This window comes from Paenibacillus sp. ACRSA (genome assembly GCF_022346845.1).
Taxonomy (GTDB): Bacteria; Bacillota; Bacilli; order Paenibacillales; family Paenibacillaceae; genus Paenibacillus.
In genome coordinates, this window is sequence record NZ_JAKRNP010000003.1 from 384,912 (window position 1) to 401,329 (window position 16,418).

14 protein-coding genes are annotated in these 16,418 nt (G+C 45.1%); 5 read left to right on the plus strand and 9 right to left on the minus strand.

Annotated features, from left to right (window positions below):
* Positions 1-12 precede the first annotated feature (12 nt).
* From MH215_RS11360 to MH215_RS11375, 4 genes are all read right to left on the minus strand, one after another.
* Positions 13-576 carry an NADPH-dependent FMN reductase gene (locus MH215_RS11360; protein ID WP_239290274.1) on the minus strand — a complete coding sequence of 188 codons (564 nt, stop codon included), beginning with the start codon at positions 574-576 and terminating at the stop codon, positions 13-15.
* A gap of 165 nt (positions 577-741) precedes the next feature.
* Positions 742-1,470, minus strand: a complete 729-nt coding sequence (locus MH215_RS11365; protein ID WP_275446085.1) for a response regulator — start codon at positions 1,468-1,470, stop codon at positions 742-744.
* Positions 1,471-1,482: 12 nt separating this feature from the next.
* Positions 1,483-3,162: a GAF domain-containing sensor histidine kinase gene (locus MH215_RS11370; RefSeq protein WP_239290275.1), complete on the minus strand. Its 1,680-nt coding sequence runs from the start codon at positions 3,160-3,162 to the stop codon at positions 1,483-1,485.
* Positions 3,163-3,295: 133 nt separating this feature from the next.
* Entirely contained in the window at positions 3,296-3,778 is a 483-nt protein-coding gene (locus tag MH215_RS11375; protein ID WP_239290816.1) for an ArpU family phage packaging/lysis transcriptional regulator, read from the minus strand.
* A 603-nt stretch (positions 3,779-4,381) separates the two neighbouring features.
* On the opposite strand from MH215_RS11375, the gene MH215_RS11380 reads away from it, so the two are divergent.
* The 3 genes from MH215_RS11380 (at position 4,382) to MH215_RS11390 (ending at position 7,279) form a co-directional block, all read left to right on the plus strand.
* Positions 4,382-4,828 (plus strand): helix-turn-helix domain-containing protein, encoded by a 447-nt coding sequence (locus MH215_RS11380; RefSeq protein ID WP_239290817.1) that lies wholly within the window; start codon positions 4,382-4,384, stop codon positions 4,826-4,828.
* A 43-nt stretch (positions 4,829-4,871) separates the two neighbouring features.
* On the plus strand, positions 4,872-5,288 hold the full coding sequence (locus MH215_RS11385) for an ImmA/IrrE family metallo-endopeptidase (RefSeq protein ID WP_239290276.1): 417 nt from the start codon (positions 4,872-4,874) through the stop codon (positions 5,286-5,288).
* 179 nt (positions 5,289-5,467) lie between these two features.
* A complete protein-coding gene (locus MH215_RS11390) occupies positions 5,468-7,279 on the plus strand; it encodes a 5'-nucleotidase C-terminal domain-containing protein (protein WP_239290277.1) in 1,812 nt (603 codons plus the stop codon).
* A gap of 658 nt (positions 7,280-7,937) precedes the next feature.
* On the opposite strand, the gene MH215_RS11395 is transcribed toward MH215_RS11390, so the two are convergent.
* Together MH215_RS11395 and MH215_RS11400 are read right to left on the minus strand one after the other, a co-directional pair.
* Complete coding sequence (locus MH215_RS11395; protein ID WP_239290278.1) at positions 7,938-9,710, minus strand: proline--tRNA ligase; 1,773 nt, start codon at positions 9,708-9,710, stop codon at positions 7,938-7,940.
* Between the two features lie 439 nt (positions 9,711-10,149).
* Positions 10,150-12,099, minus strand: a complete 1,950-nt coding sequence (locus MH215_RS11400) for an FAD-dependent oxidoreductase (protein ID WP_239290279.1) — start codon at positions 12,097-12,099, stop codon at positions 10,150-10,152.
* A 384-nt stretch (positions 12,100-12,483) separates the two neighbouring features.
* Between MH215_RS11400 and MH215_RS11405 the strand changes: the two genes are divergently transcribed.
* Positions 12,484-13,152 (plus strand): 3'-5' exonuclease, encoded by a 669-nt coding sequence (locus MH215_RS11405; protein WP_056694128.1) that lies wholly within the window; start codon positions 12,484-12,486, stop codon positions 13,150-13,152.
* 195 nt (positions 13,153-13,347) lie between these two features.
* Here the strand turns inward: MH215_RS11405 and MH215_RS11410 are convergent, their stop codons facing one another.
* From MH215_RS11410 to MH215_RS11420, 3 genes are all read right to left on the minus strand, one after another.
* Positions 13,348-14,322 carry a helix-turn-helix transcriptional regulator gene (locus MH215_RS11410; protein WP_239290280.1) on the minus strand — a complete coding sequence of 325 codons (975 nt, stop codon included), beginning with the start codon at positions 14,320-14,322 and terminating at the stop codon, positions 13,348-13,350.
* A 217-nt stretch (positions 14,323-14,539) separates the two neighbouring features.
* The gene (locus tag MH215_RS11415) at positions 14,540-15,244 is read right to left on the minus strand and encodes a hypothetical protein (protein WP_239290281.1); all 705 of its coding nucleotides are present in this window, start codon (positions 15,242-15,244) and stop codon (positions 14,540-14,542) included.
* A 218-nt stretch (positions 15,245-15,462) separates the two neighbouring features.
* Complete coding sequence (locus MH215_RS11420) at positions 15,463-15,630, minus strand: hypothetical protein (RefSeq protein WP_239290283.1); 168 nt, start codon at positions 15,628-15,630, stop codon at positions 15,463-15,465.
* Between the two features lie 317 nt (positions 15,631-15,947).
* Here MH215_RS11420 and MH215_RS11425 point away from each other — a divergent pair, with 317 nt between their 5' ends.
* Entirely contained in the window at positions 15,948-16,403 is a 456-nt protein-coding gene (locus MH215_RS11425; RefSeq protein WP_056694116.1) for a hypothetical protein, read from the plus strand.
* The last annotated feature ends 15 nt before the right edge of the window (positions 16,404-16,418 follow it).

Sequence of the window (16,418 nt, forward strand, 5' to 3'; positions counted from 1 at the left end):
CTCTATCAAGTGTTATTTACGTGCAGACGTGATGGCCTCTGCTAGATGCAAAAATGAACCAAGTACACTTTGAATCCGTTCCTCAATATCCTGACTACCCTCATATTCCTCGTATCCATCGTATGTTGCCTCGAATCTTCTACGTTGCGCTCCACCAATGGAAATCCATTCTGATGCATTGATCCCATGCATATTCCGCACAATCGCTTGTAACTGTAGTAGCGCACTTACGCCTACAGCACCTCCCGATGAACTAATGGACAACACCGGCTTCCCGCTGAAATAGGATTGACCTAGGTGATCCAGTGCGTTTTTGAGCACACCGCTTATGCTTCCATGGTACTCTGGCGTAGCTAAAATAATGGCGTCAGCCGCGAGCACTCGTGCCTTCAGATCAGCCAAATGTAGATCATCGTCGAGTTTCTCATCCGCCGCGTAGAAAGGAACCGGTGTTTGATATAAATCGAACAGGCTCGCTTCATGTCCTTGACCATGAATAGCTTGAATCACATATTCTCCCAGACGTGTACTGGTCGCATTTTTGCGGTTACTTCCTGCCACAACAATAAATTTCATTGGGTCACGCTCCTTTTTTTTCATTTCGTGTTCTCGTTTATGTATTACTAGCATATCTTTCTTCACCCTTAGATGCGTCAGCAGAAAGGCTTAACTTCCAGCACCAAAAAACTCAACCTTTCGGCTGAGTTTCTACGACTTTGGACTGAGGTGTGGTCATGATGCTTAGACCACCCATCCTTTGCGGACCGCATAGATCGCAGCTTGTGTACGATCAGATAGCCCTAATTTATCCAATAGATGACTAACATGTGTTTTTACTGTTTTCTCAGTAATGACTAGCTGGGCTGCAATTTCTTTATTACTCAACCCCTGAGCGATAAGCCCCAGCACCTCCCGTTCACGACGGGTCAGCGTATCAAGATCCTGTGCGGATGCTTGTGCTTCCATATCCTTATCCTGACGTTGCTCTTGTACAGGCTGTTGCTCTGTCTGCTTCAACGATAACTGCTGTTCATTCATAGATAGTTCAGCAGAAGCCATGACATGCATGAGTTGACCAGCCGCCGCCGGATGAAGCTCCACCTGACCTGCATGTACATTGCGGATCGCCACCGCCAGATCCTCTGGTTCGATGTCTTTTAACAAATATCCTTTGACCCCAGCACGTACAGCAGGTACAACATGATCCTGGTCTGAGAACGATGTGAGCACAATGATCCGAATACTAGGCGTAAGCACTCGAAGCTGTCTAGCTGTTTCTATTCCATCGAGTACAGGCATATGCAGATCCATTAACACCACGTCCGGCTCGAGCTCTGCCGCTTGTTGCAACGCTTCCTGTCCATCAGATGCCTCGCCAACGACAACCATATCGGACTGTGTGGATAGAAAAACATGAAGCCCACGTCTGACCATCGCATGGTCATCCGCAAGCAAAATCCTAATCGGCATCTCTTCTCCTCCTTAATTCTCTACCGTTCCAGACGTAAGCGGGACAATCACCGTTACTATTGTTCCTTTGCGAGCGGAGCTTACAAGTTCCAATCGACCTCCCAACGCTTGAGCACGTTCCTTCATAATCGATAATCCGAGAGAACGAGTGGACAAAGCTCCACGCCGCTTGGCTCCACCTTTCCCACGATCGGTTACGCTTAATGTTACCTCACGATCACTCAAATGTAGGATGATCTCAGCCGCGTCCACACCAGCATGCTTACGTACATTATTAAGGGCTTCCTGTCCGATTCGCCATAGCCCGTCTTCAACACTTCGGGGCAGACTTCCCATACCAGAACGATGGACAGCCACCTGCAGTCCCTGTCCTGCACCATATTCTTGCAATGCACTCATTAGCCCCTTCTCTAAACCTGCCGGTCGCAGCTGCATAATCAGTGCTCGCATTTCCTTCAGCGCTTCCTGTGAGAGAGAACGAACGTCCTTCATTGCCTCTCTAATAGGCTCAAGCTCTGCAGAGCCCAACATCATGCTCTCAGCTCCCTTCGCCGTCAGGGACAAGGAAAATAGAATCTGGTTGACCGAATCATGCAGATCCCGTGCCAAGCGATTCCGTTCTTCCAATCGAGCCAACTCACGCCGTTGTTCAGCAAGCTTCAAGCTTTCCCACGACGCAGTAATGTGTTCAGCAATCGCCTCAAGTACCTCATGATCCGCCTGAGGGAGAATGCTGGATTGAGCATAACCAACGACTAATACGCCTGCCTCTCCCGGAATAATACTCAGAATGGGGACGGCGAGACCCGAAGATAGAACAGGTACAGGTAACGACCGTGCACTGCTTGTAGCTATACCTTGAACCTCTGAGGCGGATAATTTCGTAATTCGATGAAGATCAATAGCACGCTGTAGCCCGTTCAAACCATCTATAGAAAAATCTTCATATAATGATCGTTGCTGCAAGGCTCCCACAACATGTGCAGCTTGTACAACCAAACGATCCTCTCTGAGTTTCAGCAATGCCGCAAATGGCCAATCATAATGTTGCCCTAGCAGACTAACCGTTGTCTCAGCCAGCGAATCCAAATGCTTACATTCATTCACCGCGAGTCCTAACGCACTGCTGAATCCGCCTAGCTTCGCAAATAGATCTGCTCGCCTCTGCTCAGCACGATATAACCGCATCCGCTCAATCGCACTGCCGATCTGATAAGCTACTGCCTGTAATAGTGCCAGTTCACTTTCACTAAAGTGCTCTTTGTTCGGGGCAGCTACATTGAGCAGCCCTAACATCTTCTCACCAGATCGAAGAGGTACCGTTGCATGATGGGTGATATCATAGGTATCTCCCCATTGATATTCACGCGCATCCTCAAGTCGTTTACAGTTAAGAACATTAACAGCATTGTCCAATCGCCCATCCCAGAAGCGATTCAGACACCAACACGTGCCACATCGCATCGGTTGCTTCTCTTGACGCTGAAGTGCAGGAGGCAAATTATAGTCTGCCATGAACGAATATTCTCCGCGTTCACCAATCAGAAATAACCATCCTGTTGTCAGTCCTGTAAGACCCAATAACTTACCTATTACGGTATCGAGCATCGTACTCAGGTCGTTCGAGGTATTCAACGTCTCCGCAATCGTCTTCAGGGTGTACATTTCCTGCATCCTACCTTCTTCAGACATGCAGATTCTCTCCTTTAAGAGGTTGTTCAAAAATTCCGACCGCACCTTTTGAACACGTAATTTAACTAAACCATGTATTGTTCATTATTGTATCCAATCAGGCATGGATATTAAAGGATGAAGTTCGCCGCCCTCACCCCAGCTTCTTACGCTCCTTGCGTGTTGCCGATAACGGCTCTACATTAATTAACCCTCGATCGGATAGAGCAAGAGCCAACTTATAGAAGGCACGCGTTCGAATCTTCGTATACGTATCCTTACTTACAGGAGGGTCGAACACGTGGTTATACACTTTATAATCGAATACATCTTCATCCTTCAAATAACGTTCGCACACAAGCAGACGCTCTTTCTCACTAAGACGAGAGACAATAAAATCAATCGTATCACAATAGGATTGACGTGCCCGCTGGACATCCACATTATAAATTGCTGTTCGAGCCGTTGAATCTCCGGTTACGTTCGTTGCACCATGGAAGCGTTCTGCATAGCTCGCAGTCACCATCACTTCTCGCTCTTCAAACGCAATGGTTTTGTATATGCGATACTTCTCCAGAGCAGCTTCAACCGCAGTCTGTGTTTTTCGGCGATCCAATTCGGGTAACAATAATTCCATCATCATTCTCCTCCTTATATACTGAACATTTTATTTTCTGTGCTAGAGCTTCATATAGCTCATGTTCCTTTGTTGCCTTTTGGAATCTGTTCGAGCGTGAATAGACCAAAAAACGATGGTATTTTTAATAGGCATCAGTTATCATTAATTTACATTTTGTTCGTATAATGTTCGTATTTCTATTCGAGGATACCACTTTCTGGAGATTGGAGTAAACCCTCATTTTGGGTCATTTTGAGCCAAAAATAAAACTCACTCTCTCATTCTCTTTACCTTTTGGCATAATTGTTTCAAATCTCTTTACCTAATGGTATATATACGATATAGTACAAATAATGAACGAGTTCCATCCAAGTCGTCTTCTACGAATTATATAAGTTCAACTAAACTTTTTACACGTGAACGGAGAAGACAGAAATAACGTGAAGAAGCGAAGCGCTCGCCTTTATCGCCGGATTTTCCCTTTAAAGAAGGGAATCAAAAAAATCTGGGGATAACAGCGCTCGGAAGGTTATTCTGTCATCGGAGTGGCAAGTGTAAATATTCATTAGTTGAACTTACATAGATGTAGACTACGATAGACTAATTGAAGGAGTGGCATGAATTGTGGAGCATGCTTTTGGATCTTACCTCAAACAACTGCGAGAGTTGCAAGGCTATAGTATCAATCAGCTAGCAGATTCCGCAGGAATTAGTAACTCACAGATTTCACGCATTGAGAATGGGGTTCGTGGTGTTCCCAAACCAGCAACCATTCGCAAATTGGCAGATGCCCTCTCCGTTCCTTATGCAGAGATGATGAAGCAAGCTGGATATATGGAAGAAATGAATACCACAACAGATGCACTGGTCACACCTGAATGGGCAACTTATAAGGATCGTCGAGACTTTAAGAAAATGCTGGAGGATGAGGATGATCTCATGTTTGATGGCATACCACTGGATGACGAGGACAAGAAGCGTATTAAGGATGTTCTAACAGGACTATTCTGGGAAGCTAAGCAGATGAACAAACGCAAGAAAACAACCGATCCAGATAAGAAGCAATGAAACATTACAGGGTGAACCAAATTGAAGCAGCGGGTGAGATGATATGGATGACATTGTAACAAAGCTGATTCGAAAGCACCGGACAAACTGCCCTTTCAGCATTGCGAGAGCCCTTGGGATACATATCCGTTTCACCAATCTCGGAAAGTCCACCAAAGGTTTGTATTTTCGTAAGCTGCGACGCAGATTTATTGTGATTCACAATGACCTGGCTCCAGAATGGCAACGTTTTGTATGTGCTCACGAACTGGGGCATGACCGATTGCATAAAGGCATCAACCGTTTCTTTTTAGAGGAGCACTCCTATTTTGCACCTGGCAAACTGGAAAGACAGGCGAATCTTTTTGCCATTCAGCTCTTAACCTCAGGGGTAACTCCAGAGCCCGATGAATCACTTGAAAAATATTGCTTACGTACAGGACTGCCTCGTGAAGTGCAGCATTTTTTTTACCCCAACTAAGAACATACGTTCCTTCGTTGTTAAAATTTATTTTCTTTTTGCATCCATACAATATGATGTCACTTGTAGGTTACCTATTTTTACGTAAATCGCGAGATTTCCTAATCATTGTCTGCTAAAATAGCAAATGAGCTATACACGCTCAAGTAGATTACTATTTTGGGAGGTTTCGGATTCATATGAAAATCTGGAAGAATTACGTTTCACTTCTGCTAACGGTCTGTTTGCTGTTTGGCAGTGTAGGCATGGCTGCGGCTGCGGATACCACTCCGGGCACAGGCAAGCACATTACCATTCTACATACGAATGATACACATGCACGCGCAGTTGAATCCTCACCTGCGATGGGTTTTGCTAAAGTAGCTGGAATTGCGGACAAATACCGTAGCGAAAACCCAAATACCCTCCTGCTTGATGCTGGAGATGCTGTACACGGCACAACATTTGCCACGCTGGTTAACGGTGAGAGCATCGTCAAAGTAATGAACGAAATGGGCTACCAAGCAATCGTACCTGGTAACCACGAATTCAATTACGGCTCCGAACGCCTCGTTGAGCTTGCGGACATGATGAATTTCCCAATGCTTAGCGCCAACGTGAAGAAGAAAGACGGTACTCGTCTTTTTGAACCGTATCTGATCCAAGAAGTAGATGGCGTGAAAATCGGTATCATCGCTCTGACTACACCGGAAACAATGTACAAAACGAATCCGAAAAATGTAGAAGGTCTTGATATCACAGATCCAACTGTGGAAGCTAAAGTGCTCGTGAATGAAATCCGCAGCAAAGTAGATGTTGTCGTTGTATTGGGACACCTTGGACAAGATGCATCCAGTACAGATACTAGTTTCAAAGTCGTTAAAGAAGTGCCTGGAATTGATGTATTCATCGATGGTCACAGCCACACTGTACTGCAAGATGGTCTGGTTTCCGATAATGGAACACTGATCGCTAGTGCAGGGGAATATACGAACTACGTAGGGGTTATTGACCTGTGGGTAGATGCTGGTAAAGTAACGAAAAAACAAGCTACATTGATTGATGAAGCAGCAGCAAAAGATATTAAACCCAATGAGAAAGTTGCCACTTTGGTGAACTCCATTCAGAAAGAACAAGAACCAATTCTGAAAGAAGAAGTAGCTAACACAGCCGTTCTGCTGGACGGTAAGCGTGAACAAGTTCGTGCTGGGGAAACAAACCTTGGCGACCTGCTCGCAGACGCAATTCGTAACGTAAGTGGTGCAGATATTGCGCTGACAAATGGTGGCGGCATTCGTGCTTCCATTGAAGCAGGTGTTGTAACCAAAGGTGACGTTATTACCGTTCTTCCTTTTGGTAACCAGGTTGTAACGATTGATGTGAAGGGCTCCGATGTTGTGGCTGCTCTTGAAAACGGCGTAGGCTCCTACCCTGAACCGAGTGGTGGTTTCCCGCAAGTATCCGGTATCACATTCAGCATTGATCCTTCCCAAGACAAAGGAAGCCGCGTGCATTCCGTGATGGTTGGAGATCAAGCACTGGATCCAGGAGCTACGTATACACTAGCTACGAATGACTTCACAGCTGTTGGTGGTGACGAATACACGATGTTCACGAAATACCCAACAACTGGCATGTACGGTGCATTGGATGAAGCATTGATTGAATACATGCAACAACTCGGCGCTGTAGATATCAAAACAGACGGCCGGATCAAAGAAGCTGCATTGCCTACAGCTGAACCAGAAGCTCCAGTAACAGAAACACCAGCTCCGGTTACACCGAAGCCAGAATCACCAAAACCAGAAACACCGAAACCAGAAGCACCGTCTAAACCTACACCAAGCAAGCCAGCACCAGCTAAAGTGCATGTTGTTAAATCGGGAGATACCTTGTACTCCATCTCCAAACAATACGGCACAACATGGCAGGCATTGCAAAAGCTGAACAAAATCAAAAACCCACACTGGATTTATCCAGGTCAATCACTGAAACTGCCAGCCGCTTCTTAAGCTGCTTTCCAGAGCAAGAGCGTGCAGACAGGATTAGCGTTGCATGTGAGTGTAACCTAAGCTAGTGAATTGAACGATAGTTTTAACAATAAAAGGGTGTTCCTCAGAGCCGCTATCGGCTGATGGAACACCCTTTCTCTTATGTTATTTTGACAGACTCAAGAATTAGTATACGGAACGAATCGGCAATATGAATGGCACCACTATGCTTACCATGCTGGCCTTCCTACTTAACAACCTTGCACCGGTTCTATCTGCTTCATTTTCCAAACTCCGCGCCAAAAACACATCTTCAGCGGTGCACTGGGCAAAAAGTTCTCCCTTCATTTACCGCAGTGAACTATAGTAAATATCCCCATAATTGCCATTATCATAGGCTTCCTTGTATTTTTAATTGTCCATTCTTGCATTTAGATGTTGCGTATTTGCACAGTCACTCCGAGAAAAAACTTTGCTAGTTGCTTCCTTTAACACAAACCTGTTGTATACAGAATACAACATACAACAATATAGTGTTTACGGATGACAATATGCAAAATTTAAAATTCTTTTCTATGACTCTAGCCCTCTTTTTCCGGCTTATGGGTGCCATTACAACTGAATTTCAGCTTACCGCATAATAACTGGACCTATATCTACGCACATGGTGGCTACAAGATTATAGCTGTTCCTTCACAAGATCTACAGCCTCTTGCGCGGCCATACTGATCCGTTTGGAATCCCCAGATATCGTAAGCACATGTGATCCCAGTTCAACTTGTCCCTCAGCTGCTCCTCTGCCAATGACGATCTGTACAGGTAATCCAATCAGCTCTGCATCCTTGAATTTGACGCCAGGTCGTTCATCTCGATCATCCAATAATACGCTGTATCCGGCGTCCATAAGCTGTTGTTCCAACTCAAGCGTCAGCTTCTGTTGCTGTTCATCCTTCCAACTCAGCGTGATGAGATGTACATCGTAAGGAGCAATAGACGCAGGCCACTGTATACCGTCCTCACCTGCATATTGTTCAGCTACCGCCGCCATTAAGCGTGATACACCGATACCATAACATCCCATCACAGGTGCGCATTGACGACCGTTACGATCTAAGAATGACGCGCCCATAGCATCACTATACTTCGTCCCTAATTTGAAAATATGCCCCACCTCGATTCCCTTCGTAAACGAAAGTGGTTCTCCGCATGAAGGGCACCCATCACCTTCTGTTGCAAAACGAACGGATTCGACTCGGCTCACGGGGAAGTCTCTACCTGGACGCACTCCTGAGAGATGTATATCTGCCTCGTTGCCTCCTGTAATCGCCGTTTCCATTCCAGCCACATCCCGATCCACAACTAAAGGTATGTTCAATCCAATGGGTCCTAGGAAACCTACGGCCAATTCAGGATGGCCTGCGAGCGCAGCTTCATCAGCTAAATTTAGCTCTTCCACACCTAATACCTGCTTCAATGCAATATCGTTGACTTCATGATCCCCACGAACAAGTACCGCAACCAACTTATCATCCGCCTGATATACCAATGTTTTGATGATCGCTTCTGCCCCAATGTTCAAGAAGGAGCTTAATTCGTCAATCGTACGAATACCCGGTGTCTCTATTAGAGTCCACGTTGCACCTGAATTAGAATCTGGCTGAAGATCGTGTTTCAATTCGGAGCCAGCCAGAATCGTTGTGCCTTTTTCACCTGAAGAATTCAAGCTGGAAGCTTGGTACCCTGCCTTCTCCAGATTGGCTGCATAGCCACATTTCCCACAGGAGACAATGGTATCCTCACCCACATCGGCAAGCGCCATAAACTCATGTGTCGCCCCTTGTCCCCCAATCGTTCCTGCATCCGCTTCAACGCGCATATAGTTCAAGCCACAGCGCTCCAGAATGCGTGAATACGCCGTATTTATCGCCTGGTACGTCTGATCTAGCTCTTCCCAATTGGAAGCGAAGGAGTACGCGTCCTTCATCACAAATTCCCGACCACGCAACAAACCAAACCTCGGTCTGCGTTCATCTCTGAATTTCGTTCCGATCTGGTATAACGTGAATGGCAACTTCCGGTAAGAGTTGACCTCATCACGTACCAGTGCAGTCACCACTTCTTCATGAGTTGGCCCAAGTGCAAACTCGCGTGCATGACGATCCTTCAAGCGCATAAGCTCCGGCCCATACTGGTCGTATCTTCCGGACTCTTCCCAGAGCTCGGCAGGCTGCATAATCGGCAACAATACTTCCTGACATCCCGCACGATCCATCTCTTCGCGAACGATGCGTTCAACATTTAACAGAACACGTCGCCCCATTGGCAGATAGCTATAGATCCCGGATGCTAATTGGCGAATCATGCCGGAGCGTAGCAACCAGCGATGTCCTGCTGCGTCTGCCTCGGCTGGCGCTTCCCGTAATGTAGGGATTAGAATTTCACTTTGTCGCATGTGGATACACCTCTTCTTTTTGTAATCTGACGCACACTATAATCATTGGATAAACAGCAAAAAGACACATCCGTCAAGGGACGAATGTGTCGTGGTACCACCCTTATTTAACTGCATGAATTCAGCTTGATTACCTTGCTGAAGTTCTCTTGAACTTGAGCTCACTGAATAAGCCAACGCTTATCGCACCTAAGGGCGAGTAGCAGTCATGCAATCCTTCAGAGCATAACGGGCTCATCCGGCGGAAGTTGCAGTCATCGACCTTCTCCTCCGCAGCTAGCAAGGCGGGAATTACGAAGCAGCAACGAAAACCTCACACCATTGGTTCTCTCTCTGTTGAAGCCAACCGTCGTAATCATGTCCTTGTTGATCGCTATTACCATTTTTGATCACATTAGTTCATTACCCCAAAATTGTCAACTAGGGCGTGGCTTATAACTCATTCAAATACCTTATCTGAATGATATTCGACCACATCACGGAGAAGCATGTATGCATCTCCATTCGTGAGCCCGTTTTGGTCTGCAATCCCATCCAGCGTAGCATCACTAATGAGATTCTCCCGGTGCAATTCAGCTATAGCTTGCTCAGGCGATATGGATGCTCCAACAGGCTCGATCATTAGCCATATCATATATGCAGCCTGATTGAGTGATAGCGGCATTGAAGCTGGGTTAGTTATGTTTGTGATAGCTTCAGTAGCTTGTCCCGGGTAACTGCTCGGGAACATTGCCTGCATCCGCTTTAATTTGCTCAAGAAGCGCTCGGGATTCATGGCAACATCCAAGTCCCATCCATCATTATTATAGTTACCAGAGGTCATGTACATACTTGCGGCAGCTAATAAACCTCGGTAATCCTTATGCTTCATATAGTCGGGTTGATCGAATGTATGCATCGATAAATCCATTCCTTGCTTCTCCAGCATGGTACGTAGTTCGGTTGCACGTTCTTGTGAAGCAGACAGCTCGCGGAACGTTTCTTGATGCAGATCGGCCAGCTTGACCGCTGCTCCGGCAGCTTCCCCTGTTGCCATTCCTAATGGCACAACTCTCGCGCTTCCGTGAGGAATAGTGTCATAGCTCGCAGCTCGTCCAACAACCAACAGACCATCTACGTTCAAGGGGACCAATGCACGAAAAGGCACCCCATACTGAATCGGACTCATCATAATTGTACCTGGCAGTCCGGCACTTGTGCTTTGGATATCAATGTCGTAAGAGCCATAGGCGACAGCATCCCAATGATCCCTGTTTTCCATGAGATCAGCGAGTGTCAACCGATATTCGCCATAGATATGGCGTGATTCTCTGACATAAAGTTCATCGGCAGTCCCCTCATATTGAAGACCTGCGAATTCGGGGTAATTTTTCTGCAAATAGTCTACAATTCTCGGAGCCTCTTCCCTACCTATTCGTAGACCCTCCTGCACAGAGTCAGGATCTAACGGATCAACTCCAAAGATCTGCATCGTGTTAATCAAAATGGTGTCATCATTCTGTCTGCCGATGTTTAGGCTACGAATTTTCACACGCTCTGGATCGGTTGATTCATAGTTTCGCGCATCTCCGTAACCCCAGGCACTCATTTTATCCACACCTGTTCCTTCTCTGTCTCTGAACTTCTGCCATACGGCATCTGTAACACCACTTAACTTAAAGACGAGGGTGGATACCATCTTAGACTTGCCATCTCCAATATCCTGTCTACCTATGGAATAAGGCACTCCAGCAGCTGCGGCGATATCTGCATCTTGGGTCGCATCAATGATCGAACGCGCCGCAATATGCACAGTCGTCCCTTCCTCCGTTGTGATGTCCATTCCTGTAATGGACTTTTGATCACCCGAAGCAGACTCAGTCAACGGTTCCATATGCTTCACATGCATCAACAGATCAATGTTAGGCTCAGAACGAACCATTTGGTAGAAAACGTTCGCAGCAGTGTTCGTATCAAATGAACTGCCCTCAATCTGATCAAACCATTCTTGAAAAATACCTTTGTTCAAAAAGTCAGCCTGCCTCAGACTGCTTAACCATTGTGGCTGATCAGGAGAGTAGTTCAGATCCAGCGTATTCAGTCCACCCTCTGTCATTAATCCCCCAAGCATCTTCCGGTCACGAGCTTCCGTGAGCAACACAGTCATGCCGTTTCGTGCCGCTGATAATGCTGCAGTGATGCCTTCCGGATCCGTTCCGGCGACAATAACATCGTAAGAATCAGCGAGCTCTGTCGTCGATTGCACAGCCTCCAACGGCTGCCAGACATAATTATTGTTGAACTTATAGTTCTTGTTCCAGATATAGAACGCCCCATAGGCAGCACTGCATACAACGATAAATACAGCCGCGGCAATAAGCGCTACTCTTCCCTTTTTACTTTTCCCCACCTAACCTAACCCCCATATGTAATCTGATGTCATTAAAAAAAACATTTCCCAATGGCCTTCAACCATGTCAGGAAATGTTAATTATACATCGATCTTGTATGCTCAAACGGTCTATCCACTTGAACATGCTTATAACAAAAACTTGGAACTTCCCCCTAACTTTACCCATTATAAAGTTCGCATTTTCTAATGTAAAGAGGCATGAGGCCTCAAATGAATAGCCTATCGCCCTTTGTATTCTGCACTTCAAACCCATCTTCTCTCTGCTATGAAATGTGCCCTGGTGGCTGACATGTTGGATTCTTACCTGTAATATAGAGAAATAACAATCAGTTCGTTAATCCGCTATGTTATACATGTACATTTCACAAAGGAGTTCATCCAATGCCATATATCATTTATGATCTGGAATTTACCGTAAGTCGTAATGCTCGCTACTCTTCCGAAATTATTGATATCGGTGCAGTAAAAGTTACAGAAGGTGAGAACGGTCTGGTCGTTTCCGACACGTTCCATACCTATGTTCGTCCTTCTAACAAATCGGTACTCTCTACCGATACGATTCAATTCACAGGCATTACTCAGAAAGACATTGATGCAGCCCCGCTCTTTCCGGAAGCGATACGAAACTTCATTGCATGGATGGGTAACGACCCATACTACATGTGCTCATGGGGCCCGGATGATCGCAGTAAGTTAATCTCTCATTGCCGGACACATCAGCTCGATGTAGCATGGATCACGAATCATAACGATTTACAGCAGCAATGGTCACGCACTGTACGCAAAGAAGGTAAGTTCCGTCAGCTCGGACTTGCTCAGGCACTTGAACTATGCGGGATTGAATTCGATGGTACGCAGCACAGAGCACTTGATGATGCGATCAACACAGCCAAAGTATTCATTCATCAATTTGAGAGTTTTAATCTTGAGACGAATTGCGCCGCAGATGATGAAGGAATTACATCCAAGGTGGTCTATTCCAGCAGTATGGATGATGATCACGAGTCACCTTTTGGAAACTTGGCTCATCTCTTTAAGAGCAAAGAATAATCTACGCTTGCATGACCAACACAAGGAATGCTTATTAGGACGTATCTTAGAACTCCGAAGGAAGCAGATTTAGCCGGATTTTCGTTCCAAGCAAGGAAGTTTTCCGCAAGCGTGCCGGGGCACGTCAAAGGAAAGTACGCAGCAAGGGGCGAAAAGGCGGTAAAAGATGTACTTCAGCGAGTTTTGAGACACACCCTAGGTAGGGGCTTGTTTATAAACTTGCTGCCAGCGCTCTAGGCATTCCTTCATTCGGTTTCGATACTCTTTGGGTTCAAGAATTTCTGCATTGGGACCATACTGGGTTAACCATGTTAATAACTCTTGGTCATCACTCAAAATGACTTCAAATAATAGCGTGCCCCCAGGCTCGCTCGTCATCAGAGGACGTACTAAATATTGCTGCTGCATCACATGCTCTACGGCATTTGGAGAAAATCGAATTTTAAACGCAATCCACTCGGTAGCTTTACCATCCCTTGGGGTTCGGAAATAGTTCTGTAATAGGAAGTCATCTTTGCGGAATGTGCGAGGCAAAATTCGTATGTTCTGTAAACGACCCACTTGAAATCTCCTCAGCTTCTCCGATTGATGGCAATAAGCGAGCAGATCAAATCTGTACTCTCGAGGAATTAGACTATACGGATCTATTTGAATGACGATTTTTTTCCCCTCGGTGATGTACTCTGCTTCAATCGTGTTCTGAGAAATACTAGCTTCAAGAAGGGTGACCAGTGTACTATTCATCATATCAGAATTTTCATTTTGCCAGACGGGTATCCCAACTTTAAACAACCCACTAATGTGCTCCGACCATTCCACCCGCTCCGTCTTATTTTTCTGACTTGAAGCGATGACCTTCTCATATGCACTCTCAAAAGCTGGCTTCAACAACGGGCGGATATGTTCCATAACCTCAGCCAAATGCATAAAAGCTGCAGTCTCATCATCTGACCAATTCAGGGGATACATCGCAAATTGGCTGATAAACATATACCCTCGACCGTGTCCCATATTCGCAATCGGAATATGCATTGCACTGAGAGCCTCCATATCACGGTATATCGTCCTTTCCGTTGTCTCACACCGCTCAGCTAGCTCACGAGCCAGAATTCCAGGTTTGGCCTGCACAAGCGTGATAATGCGCATTAATCGGATCAGTCGGTCTGTCATTTTGCCGGATCCTCCACGATGTTGTTTCAATAAATTTGTGACAACTCCATCCATTTTTATGATGATGGACATTGCATGATTGAACTTATTTACTACTTCTGTTTTTTTGCAATATCCATTATCACATTCATAGTAAATTCGACTTATTTCTTAACTTCACCTTTAAAATCTATGTAGAAACAGTTATTGGTATCACGTTATGAATGGTTCTTTCTCCCTACTCGCCTAACATCGTTTTTCCACGAACTTGGTAAGGATTAGCATACGTAATTTCATAGTGATAGCGCAGTTTCTCCACCATTTCGGCCTCTTCATAATAATCCAAGTCTTGTTTACGGGCTGCTTCAATCAGCAGGGCATCCGCATGTCGTCGCAGTAGATTACTTCCTTCTTGTACACGCCCTCTTTCATAAGCTCGTAGAGCTTGTTTAATCAACGGTACTGTCTCACTAAGCTTAATGGTCTTTTCGACCTTCGGATCCTCCGGTTGCCTCAACATACCCAAATGACTCGTATATTGAATGTACAACTGTTCTCTTCGGAGCAACACTCGCTGGCTCTGTTTCAGTTTGCGTGTACTCCAATAGGCTGAACATACAGAAGCTTTACCTGATAATCTGGATCCCATCGCAAATTCGAGTAAGATCTGTTTACTCTCGCCTTTATAGACATCTCCAAGTCGTAGCACCCAACCGATATCTGTCTCTTTGGAGCGGCATCCGTAAATTCCCTTAAGCTCGATCCCATATTCCGGTTTGAGCAATAATTCCAAGTCTCTAGACACAATTTTAGGTGCTAACTTCCTGAGTCTTTTGGCAGGGGAACCGTTACGCCATTCAATCATCATATACACGGGGTCGGCTCCTCCCGTCGGTATGGCCTCTTTGTTCCACGAATAACATACTTCAAAGACTGAGTTCACTACGTCGTCTCCCCCCCGATTTTTATGTATTATCTTCTAAGTTATCAGGGTGAATGGACACTATATTGTCACGGAACATATGTTCGTATATAAAATTTACACAAAAATAATTATAGATGGTTTATTCCTTCTAAATCCGTCTAATTACGACAATAAACGACAAAAAAGCCTGGCAAATTACCACGCTTTTCAAGGGGTTATTCTTGACAAGACCTAACTCACATTGCAGATAAATTATTTAAAATTTGAGGTATTGATTCATTCCATTCTGTTTCGGCAATCGGCGCGTACGTCACACTATCAATAATTAGTTTGCGTCCAATAGGCTCGCCATTGACTGTAATCATAATTGTTTTGGTTGGTGCTCCACGTTCTGTAGTATGCATATTTTTCTACTCCTTTTGTATACGATCTTCTTCCGAAATCGGATATATTATTTTCATTATATTTTCGTCTTTGTGAAGAGTAAGCTCCCTGAACTGGGGTAATATTTATAAGTCAGACCTGTTCGTGTGCTTCCTTATCGTTCTATTACCCTGACACGTTGTGAACGAAACTAAATATTACTTGCAAAAAATGTGGATAGCCTGAACCCATTGCGCTACTTTTGACGTATAATGTAAGAGCCATGTTTTCATTTAATGAAACAAATAAAGACACAAATCGTCTGACGAATCTACCACATCGAAAGAAGGTGTCATGAATGCCAAAATCGATTCATCATGCTCTAATTCGGGTGTTATTCACCACATGCATTTTGTTTACTGCCTCGTTAACTTCTACAGTACATGCAGCAAATGCCAATATATTTTCAGATATATACAGCGGATGGGAACGGGTAGCTGAACTTCCAGGAGAAGTGAATGCCCTACAGCAAAGCTATCAAGAGACGTTAAACAAGCTCAATGAAACTTCCGCCCAGTTGGGACAAGCCCAGGCGAACGTCGAAGCCTTCAAAGCTCAGAATGATCAGTTAATCGCACAAAACCAAAAACTGACTGAAATGGTCAGCCAATTGCAAGACGATCAAAATGCCAAAAATACTACCGCCAAACGAATTCAGACGATGATTATTACAATCGTTGCTCTTATATTGGGTTACTTTATTTTGATTCGCCTTATGCGTTTGGGAATGCGTCGTCGCTCAGGCCGAATCTAAAACGAGAACAGGAGC